We start from the raw sequence: 8,540 nt of genomic DNA on the forward strand, positions 1-8,540 counted from the left end.
TTTAATGGCGAATATTTTAGCGAATGACGGCTTGGCCCAATCAGGAATCGACTTGCTTGAAAAAGAAGGTTTCGAAGTAAAAAACACAAGGGTCGCCGAAGAGCAATTGGCAAATTATATCAACAAAAACAACATTGAAGCGCTTTTGGTGCGCAGTGCCACCAAAGTAGATAAAAAACTCATTGATGATTGCCCAAAATTAAAATTGATTGGTCGCGGTGGTGTTGGTTTGGACAATATTGATGTAAAATATGCAAAATCCAAAGGCATACATGTATTCAACACGCCAGAGGCATCTTCAGAATCGGTAGCTGAACTGGTTTTTGCGCATTTGCTCAATGGGGTCCGCTTTTTGCACGATTCCAACAGAAATATGCCTTTGGAGGGCGACAGTCAATTTAAGCAACTCAAAAAGAGTTACGCAACTGGTATTGAACTTCGCGGAAAAACCTTGGGAATAGTAGGTTTTGGCAGAATTGGTCAAGCTACCGCTAAAATGGCACTTGCTTTGGGTTTGGAGGTGCTATTTACAGACCATAATACAAAGGAAGCCACTTTGGATCTTACCTTTTTTGATGGACAATCCGTTAGTTTCAATTTGAAAAACAAGGATTTAAAAGAAGTGCTCGCAAATTCTGATTTTGTGAGCCTGCATGTACCATCACAAGAAAAATACCTGATTGGAAAAAAAGAATTGGCACTCATGAAACCAGGCTCTGGAATTGTAAACACCTCACGCGGTGGTGTTTTGGATGAAGTTGCCTTGGTTGAGGCTTTGGATTCCGGCCATCTGGCCTTTGCAGGACTCGATGTGTTTGAGTCAGAACCCAATCCAGAGATTAAAATATTGATGAATCCCAAGATTTCTCTCAGTCCCCATGTCGGTGGTTCCACAATTGAAGCGCAACAACGTATCGGGATTGAATTGGCCCAAAAGGTTATCAAATTGCTAAAGTGATGGGGTTCTGGTTGTAAACTCTTTTCTAACCCCATTTTTTTGTACATTGTCTTTTTAACCTTAACACTAACACAATGTCAGGATTACTAGATTTGATAAATAGCCCAATGGGCAAACAATTGGTCAGCGGTGTCGCCGGTCAAACAGGACAACCAGAAGGCAAAACAGCAGATGTTTTGAGCATGGCCATGCCCCTTTTAATGGGTGCCATGAAGAAGAATGCATCGACCCCGGGAGGGGCGCAAGGACTTATGGATGCGCTCTCTTCCAAACACGATGGCGGTATTTTGGACGATTTGGGAGGCCTTTTCGGAGGTGGTGTGGACCAAAATGTAATGGATGATGGTGCCGGAATCTTGGGCCATATCCTTGGTTCCAAACAACCCCAAGTAGAAAATGCCTTGAGCCGCAAGTCAGGTATCGATGCTGGTACAGTCTCACAAATATTAAAAATTGCTGCCCCTATTATTTTGGGCTATTTGGGAAAACAGACCAGGCAACAAAATGTAAGCAGTCCCGAAGGATTAAATGGCCTTTTGGGTGGACTAATGGGTGGTGGAAAAACAGCGGCCAAACAACAATCCCTTGTGGAAGCCTTTTTGGATAGTGATGGAGATGGCAGTGTTATAGATGATTTAGCTGGATTGGCCCTTGGAGGAGGTCAAAACAAAGGCGGTCTTGGTGGAATGCTGGGCGGGCTTTTCGGAAAATAAAAATTCAGCGAACGGTATTTAACAAAGCCATTTGAATTTTCAAGTGGCTTTTTTTGTATCTTAATAAAATGGAAAAGAAGCTTATACATACATTATTATTTTGTTTGATGTTTTGTTTTGGTCTGGTTTCTTGTACCACGCAAAAATCAACCTTGGATGTTTCAAGCGAAGAAAAGGCACTATTTGATTCGGAGGATGAAGAACCCGTAGAGATTGCCGATGATGAAACCGAGTACGAAATCATCATTATAGAGCCGGGTTTTTACACTTGGTTAAACTCCATTGCCCGGCCCGAGGGCTACTATTCCCAATCATTTTTGGAGAATAGAAATGCAATCATGGTTATTACTTGGAATCAAAGAGTGCTGCAACCCCAAAGATGGAATCCCAACCTATACGAAATGCAAATTAACTACGACCCAAGTATCGATTATGGTTACGAAGTCAACTATAAGCTCTATAACTACTTCATTTATTTTCAAAGAAAATACAATCAGCGGCTAGGGCCTTTTCTCCCAAGAATTTAATGTGTTATTTTTGCAATTCTAAATTTTTGCGATGCAGAAACTAAAACAGCGCTGGGAAATCCAAAAAAATTGGCAACTTTTATTTCCGATTTTAGGTGCAATGTTGACACTATTTACCGCCTATGCTATTGTTCAGGGATTTGTAAATGCATTCGGTTTTGAGGGTCATAACTACGAGTGGCCCGTTCTGTTTGTTGCTACACCAATACTGTATTATTTTTTGGTAAAGTTCTTTATTTGGTGCTTTAAAAAAGTTGAAAATAAATGGAAAGTGGACTATAAATGGGAAATGATCGCCATTTTCATTGTTTTTGCGATTACAGGCAGTCTTTCCGGTAAATTGGCCGATCCCTTGGTGCATTGGATCGGATTGGATAGTGAAAATGTACACTCTACAATATATTGGGCACTCCGAATCCTATTGATTTTTCCCATCTACCAAATTCTCCTTGTTTTTATTGGCTGGTTATTCGGTCAGTATCAATTTTTTTGGGATTTTGAGAAAAAGATGCTTAAGCGTATGGGGTTAGGTGCTTTCTTTTCATAGTTTATAATTCTTTTAACATAAAAAGAGTAAGTGCCTTAGTTACTTTTGTGAAGTATGTTTACCAACCTCCATAAACGTATACTCATCTTTGTTTCCCTTGTAATGTTGGCGGCAATTTTAGCTCCCTCCTTTATAAAATTGGGACACGCTTTATATGAACACAACCAAGAAGAGCAATGTATTGCGTATGGCACTAATCACATTCACGATGCCAATCTGGATTGTGATTTTCATGACTTTACCCTAGTCAATAAAGTACTCTTCAATTTTTCTTTTACCTACATTCCGGTCGACATACCCGAAATTTGGTACACGACTTCCATTTACAACTTTATTTACAAGCCCAGAGAAGTTTCTTTTCGGGCTTTACGAGGGCCCCCGACAGTTTCATAGTAATTACCGATTGATTTAAATTTTTAAACCATTTATTTATTACAATGAAACAATTTTATATTTCAATGCTTTTGGTATTGACATCCATTTATACCTATTCCCAAAATACACTTTCGGGAAACGTTTCGGACGCTGAAACTGGCGAACCCTTGGAGCAGGTTTCCGTTTATATACCTCAATTGGAAAACGGAACGGTTACTGACCAAAATGGGAACTATTCCCTCAAAAACCTTCCAGAAGGAAACTATAAGCTCGTTATATCTTACTTAGGATTTGAAACCTATTCAACTTCTGTAGAAATCAACTCTGGAAACAACCAATTTGATTATCAAATGGTACCATCTGCCATAGAAATGGATGAAGTGGTACTGTCTACACCATTCCACAAATTACAGCGTGAAAACGTGATGAAGGTGGAACAAAAATCCATGGAAGAACTGAAACAACAAGGCGGCATAACCCTATCCGAAGGAATTTCGAATATCCCAGGGGTTTCTTCTGTCTCTACGGGTGTGGGAATTGGAAAACCCGTTATCCGAGGTTTAAGTTTTAACCGTGTTCTAGTTTACACTCAAGGTGTTCGTCTGGAAAACCAGCAATTTGGTGGTGAACATGGTTTGGGCATCAATGATGCGGGAATTGCAAGTGTAGAAGTTATTAAAGGCCCAGCATCCTTGTTGTATGGTTCCGACGCCTTGGGCGGTGTACTCTATTTAAATCCGGAAAAGTTTGAAGCCTCTGGCGAAACTTCAGGAGATGTAAACATGAGATATTTTACCAATACCATGGGGTATAATGCCAATGCAGGTTTTAAGACATCCGGGGAAAAATTAAAGTTTTTGGTACGCGGTGCTTACGCTACCAACGCCGATTATGAAACTGGCGACGGAACAAGCGTTACAAATTCTAGGTTTAACGAAGCGGATTTAAAAACCGGTCTTGCCTACCAAGCGGCTAAATTTAAGACGGAACTCCGATACAATTACAATGCTTCGGAGCTTGGTATTCCTGAAGAAATTGGGGTTCAGAACAACGATCGTTATCCGTTGGAGCCTTATCAAGAGCTTTCCACACATATTATAAGTTCTAAAAACAACCTTTTCTTTAAAAAATCGAGTTTAGAGGCCACTTTTGGGTTTACTGTAAACGACAGAAAAGAGTTCGAGGAGCACCATCACGATGAGCACGAAGGTGAGGAACACGAAGGCGAAGAGCATGCCGAGGAAGAGCATGAAGAAGGAGAAGGAGCTGCTTTGGACATGCGTTTGAGCACCTTCAACTACAACATCCAATTTAATCCGCAATGGGGAAAAATGACAACCATTTTTGGGGTTCAGGGAATGCATCAAACCAATGAAAACTTCGGGGAAGAAGTGTTGGTGCCCAATGCTACAACAAACGATTTTGGTGTTTTGGCCACTTCTCACATTCATTTCAACAAAAGTGATTTACAAATTGGATTGCGTTACGACCTTAGATCTATCAATGGTGAAGAAAGTGGTATCGAAGGGGATGAAGAGTACATTCCTACTTTGAACAAGGACTTCAATAGTTTCAACGCTGCTGTGGGTTACCGAATGGATTTGACCCAAAACGTAATGGGCCGTTTGAACCTGGCAACAGGCTTTAGGGCCCCTAACCTATCGGAATTGACCTCAAATGGCCTGCACAGTGGAGCGAATAGAGTGGAAATCGGGAATGCTGACTTGGAAAGCGAACAGAACTTTCAAGTGGATTTGGCTTTGGAGTATGGTAACAAGCACCTGGAGGCCTACATTAATTCATTTTATAATATTGTAAATGACTATATTTATTTGGAGCCAACCGGAGAATTCCGAGAATTAGACCCAATTTATGATTTTCAACAGCAAAACGCCATTTTGTATGGTGGTGAGTTCGGATTCCACCTGCACCCCCACCCTATTGATTGGCTCCATTTGGAAAGTAGCTACGATATTGTTTTTGGTGAATTGGAAGATAAATCGGATCTCCCCTTGATTCCAGCCAACCGTTGGACAAACACTTTTAGAGTGGAATGGAAAAAAAGTAAGCAAGATTATAAATGCTATGCGTTTGTAACGCTTCAAACCTTTTTTGACCAAAATAAAGTAGCAGATTTTGAAGCTCCTACTCCCAGATACAATCTATTCAATGTTGGTGTGGGAGGCGATTTACGAATCTTCAACCAAAAAGTGGGATATTCCATTACAGGAAACAACATTTTTAATAAAAACTACATCTCACATTTGTCCAGGTTAAAAGCTGATGGTATTGTCAATATTGGAAGAAACATTTCTTTCAATTTGAATGTTCCGTTGTGATAACAAATCGGTAGAAATTATAAATTGAAAATCGTCAGTTCGAGTAATTTTCGAGTATAGCGAAGAAAATTGTATCGAGAATAAAGTTCATTCTAAATCAAATTAGAATAAATTTAAGGTCAATCCTTTTTAGGTTGGCCTTTTTTCTTGCTCAAAAGATAAGTATAGATCCAAGTCAAGGTAAAAGTAGGGATTACGTCCATACCAGGCACCAGCTCCTCGGCAAAAGTCACCAAACCTGCTGCCTGTCCTACCCTGCCCTTGTAAAGTCTGGTCATGAGCCATCCCGCAACGGGGGCCCAGATTACATCGGAAAACTCTCCAATTCCTGGAATCATAAAGGATAGCATACCAATGCCATCGAACAATAATCCCAATAGTAGATTACGATACTTGTTATCTTTTTCTTCTGCCATAAAGGAAAAATAGCAATTCCCACTTAATTGAAAAAGCAGTTTAGGACAAATCGGAGCTGATGAGCTTTAAAAACTCGTTTCTGGTCTCAATTTTTTCAAATTGTCCTCTAAAACCAGAGGTTGTCGTCACAGAGTTTTGTTTTTGCACACCACGCATCATCATACACATATGGGCGGCCTCTATTACAACGGCAACGCCTTTGGGTTTTAATGTTTTGTTGATGCATTCCAGAATATCGTGCGTCAACCGCTCCTGCACCTGCAACCTACGGGCAAAAACATCTACAACACGGGGAATTTTGCTCAAACCTACAATATGTCCGTTGGGGATGTAAGCTACATGGGCTTTGCCAAAAAATGGCAGCATGTGGTGCTCACAAAGCGAATAAAGCTCAATATCCTTTATTATGACCATATCGTCATAATCCTCTGCAAACATGGCACCTTTCAGAATTTCTTCGGCGTCCTGTTTGTAACCTTGCGTTAAAAAAAGCATAGCTTTTGCGGCACGTTCAGGTGTTTTTAAAAGCCCCTCTCGGGTTACATCCTCTCCGATATCCTCCACTATCTTTGAGAAATGCTCTTTTACCTCATTGGTAATTTCAATATTATACTCTTCGAGGTTTCTATAGGGTGCCATGCTTAAGTTTTTTTGAAAAATAGTTGTTCAGTTTTTTGATCTTGGGATCAATTATAATTTGACAATACGGTTGTTTCCTATGTTGGTTGTAATAATTATGATGGTCTTCTTCTGCCAAATAAAAGGGTTTTTCAGCAGATATTGCTGTTACAATTGGGGAATCGAACACTTCTTCTTTTTCCAAAAGTTTGATAAAGTCCTCTGCCAATTCCTTTTGTTCCTCGGTAGTATAGAAAATTTCACTGCGATATTGCGTGCCCACATCATTTCCTTGACGGTTTAACGTTGTGGGGTCGTGAGTGGCAAAAAAAATTTCCAATAACTCTTTATATGATATTCGTGAAGCATCAAATGTTAATTTTACTCCCTCGGCATGTCCTGTTCTTCCTGTAGCAATCTCTCTGTACGCAGGGTTTTTAATGGTGCCACCCGTATAACCGGAAACCACCTCCTCTACTCCATTAAGTCGCTGAAAAACAGCTTCCGTGCACCAAAAACACCCTCCAGCAAATATTGCGGTTTCCAATTTTAAATTATTTTTGTTCATATCTTTTGATTCAAAGTTAAACAATATTTGATTGAGAAAATGAATTCTAGCAAATATTTATATAATCCTTGGTCGAAATTATCATAAAATTATCTTTTGCTGTTTACAAGCAGAAACCGGGTATAAAAAATGTTATCTTCCATCTTAAGGCGTGGTTCCCTGCCCAATTACTTAAAAGGGCGGTACATATTCGAATCATTCTACAAAAATATTGATACAACATTGCAGGTTTTACCCATGTAATTGGATAGGTGGGAATTTATAGTTGACAGTAAACCCTTTACACCATAGTCCCTGCTTTTGCCTTTAACCATAAACACCTACCTTTGCATCCTTGTAAAAATCCGAGAATTTAGTTTTTAATAACATATTAATCAACATACAATGCAAAACGGAATCTACGCAAAATTTAATACCACCAAAGGGGAGATATTGGTAAAACTTACCCACGATAAAACACCGGGAACGGTTGGCAACTTTGTTGCTTTGGCTGAAGGAAATATGGAAAACAGTGTAAAACCACAGGGTAAACCATATTATGATGGCCTAAAATTCCATAGGGTAATCGCCGATTTTATGATCCAAGGCGGGTGCCCAACCGGAACCGGAACCGGAGACCCAGGTTATAAGTTTGATGATGAGTTCCACCCCGATCTGGCACACGATGGTCCCGGAGTGTTGTCCATGGCCAATGCCGGGCCCGGCACCAATGGAAGCCAGTTTTTTATTACACATGCAGCTACTCCTTGGCTAGATAACAAACATACTATATTTGGTCGTGTACAAGAAGGTCAGGATATTGTGGATTCCATTGCCCAAGGCGATGCTATAGAAACTATAGAAATTGTGAGGGTTGGAGATGATGCCAAAAACTGGAATGCCGTAGAAGCCTTTAGGGCTTTTGAAGGAGCCAGGGAAAAGCGAATTGCCGAACAAAAAGCTGCCGCAGAGGCAGAAATGGAAAAATTGGCTGCTGGGTTTGACAAGACAGATAGCGGGCTGCGTCATAAAATGATTCAGAAGGGAAGTGGTGCCAAAGCTGAAAAAGGTAAAACAGTTTCCGTTCATTATGAAGGTGCATTGACCAACGGACAAATTTTTGACTCTTCCTATAAAAGAAACCAACCCATTGATTTTGTTTTGGGTATTGGACAGGTAATACCGGGATGGGACGAAGGAATTAGCCTACTGCAGGTAGGTGACAAGGCCCGTTTTGTAATTCCATCCCATTTGGCTTACGGAAGCACAGGCGCAGGAGGGGTTATTCCCCCGAACGCAACACTTATTTTTGATGTGGAACTGGTGAACGTGAAATAACAAGACTCTCGAGAATAAATAAAGAAGCCGTCTCATTTCACAGAATGGGGCGGTTTTTTAATTTGGTGTCTTTGACCTCTTAATTTTCCTATTTTGGTGAAGGGATAAATTTTCCAAGTGGCCCTATGCCGCTTTTTTGCGCATATTGTGGGCCAATGCGT

At 40.4% G+C, this 8,540-nt stretch carries 9 protein-coding genes; 6 read left to right on the forward strand and 3 right to left on the reverse strand.

Annotated elements, in window-relative coordinates; translation table 11 throughout:
* The first annotated feature begins 4 nt into the window (after positions 1-4).
* From AC13CC_RS11520 to AC13CC_RS11540, 5 genes are all read left to right on the forward strand, one after another.
* A complete protein-coding gene (locus AC13CC_RS11520; protein WP_326277301.1) occupies positions 5-958 on the forward strand; it encodes a D-2-hydroxyacid dehydrogenase in 954 nt (317 codons plus the stop codon).
* A gap of 74 nt (positions 959-1,032) precedes the next feature.
* Positions 1,033-1,671 (forward strand): DUF937 domain-containing protein, encoded by a 639-nt coding sequence (locus tag AC13CC_RS11525; RefSeq protein ID WP_326277302.1) that lies wholly within the window; start codon positions 1,033-1,035, stop codon positions 1,669-1,671.
* A 68-nt stretch (positions 1,672-1,739) separates the two neighbouring features.
* The gene (locus AC13CC_RS11530) at positions 1,740-2,198 is read left to right on the forward strand and encodes a DUF6146 family protein (RefSeq protein WP_428979718.1); all 459 of its coding nucleotides are present in this window, start codon (positions 1,740-1,742) and stop codon (positions 2,196-2,198) included.
* Positions 2,199-2,229: 31 nt separating this feature from the next.
* Positions 2,230-2,745, forward strand: a complete 516-nt coding sequence (locus tag AC13CC_RS11535) for a DUF6787 family protein (protein ID WP_326277303.1) — start codon at positions 2,230-2,232, stop codon at positions 2,743-2,745.
* 437 nt (positions 2,746-3,182) lie between these two features.
* Positions 3,183-5,459: a TonB-dependent receptor gene (locus AC13CC_RS11540; protein ID WP_326277304.1), complete on the forward strand. Its 2,277-nt coding sequence runs from the start codon at positions 3,183-3,185 to the stop codon at positions 5,457-5,459.
* A gap of 119 nt (positions 5,460-5,578) precedes the next feature.
* On the opposite strand, the gene AC13CC_RS11545 is transcribed toward AC13CC_RS11540, so the two are convergent.
* The 3 genes from AC13CC_RS11545 to msrA are packed head-to-tail and all read right to left on the reverse strand — an operon-like array spanning position 5,579 to position 7,062.
* Entirely contained in the window at positions 5,579-5,875 is a 297-nt protein-coding gene (locus AC13CC_RS11545) for a hypothetical protein (protein WP_163624769.1), read from the reverse strand.
* 40 nt (positions 5,876-5,915) lie between these two features.
* Positions 5,916-6,515 carry a GTP cyclohydrolase I FolE gene (gene folE / locus AC13CC_RS11550; RefSeq protein ID WP_293163011.1) on the reverse strand — a complete coding sequence of 200 codons (600 nt, stop codon included), beginning with the start codon at positions 6,513-6,515 and terminating at the stop codon, positions 5,916-5,918.
* Positions 6,502-7,062, reverse strand: coding sequence for a peptide-methionine (S)-S-oxide reductase MsrA (gene msrA / locus AC13CC_RS11555; RefSeq protein WP_482877318.1), 561 nt, complete (start codon positions 7,060-7,062; stop codon positions 6,502-6,504). The genes folE and msrA overlap by 14 nt, the downstream gene beginning before the upstream one ends.
* A 384-nt stretch (positions 7,063-7,446) precedes the next feature.
* Between msrA and AC13CC_RS11560 the strand changes: the two genes are divergently transcribed.
* A complete protein-coding gene (locus AC13CC_RS11560; RefSeq protein ID WP_326277306.1) occupies positions 7,447-8,379 on the forward strand; it encodes a peptidylprolyl isomerase in 933 nt (310 codons plus the stop codon).
* The last annotated feature ends 161 nt before the right edge of the window (positions 8,380-8,540 follow it).

The sequence above is a fragment of the Flagellimonas sp. L-11 genome, assembly GCF_056857735.1.

Bases quoted from the DNA above. Each gene is read 5' to 3' on its own strand.
- AC13CC_RS11520 (WP_326277301.1), top strand. From the start codon at position 5: ATGGCGAATATTTTAGCGAATGACGGCTTGGCCCAATCAGGAATCGAC.
- AC13CC_RS11525 (WP_326277302.1), top strand. From the start codon at position 1,033: ATGTCAGGATTACTAGATTTGATAAATAGCCCAATGGGCAAACAATTG.
- AC13CC_RS11530 (WP_428979718.1), top strand. From the start codon at position 1,740: ATGGAAAAGAAGCTTATACATACATTATTATTTTGTTTGATGTTTTGT.
- AC13CC_RS11535 (WP_326277303.1), top strand. From the start codon at position 2,230: ATGCAGAAACTAAAACAGCGCTGGGAAATCCAAAAAAATTGGCAACTT.
- AC13CC_RS11540 (WP_326277304.1), top strand. From the start codon at position 3,183: ATGAAACAATTTTATATTTCAATGCTTTTGGTATTGACATCCATTTAT.
- AC13CC_RS11545 (WP_163624769.1), bottom strand. From the start codon at position 5,875: ATGGCAGAAGAAAAAGATAACAAGTATCGTAATCTACTATTGGGATTA.
- folE (WP_293163011.1), bottom strand. From the start codon at position 6,515: ATGGCACCCTATAGAAACCTCGAAGAGTATAATATTGAAATTACCAAT.
- msrA (WP_482877318.1), bottom strand. From the start codon at position 7,062: ATGAACAAAAATAATTTAAAATTGGAAACCGCAATATTTGCTGGAGGG.
- AC13CC_RS11560 (WP_326277306.1), top strand. From the start codon at position 7,447: ATGCAAAACGGAATCTACGCAAAATTTAATACCACCAAAGGGGAGATA.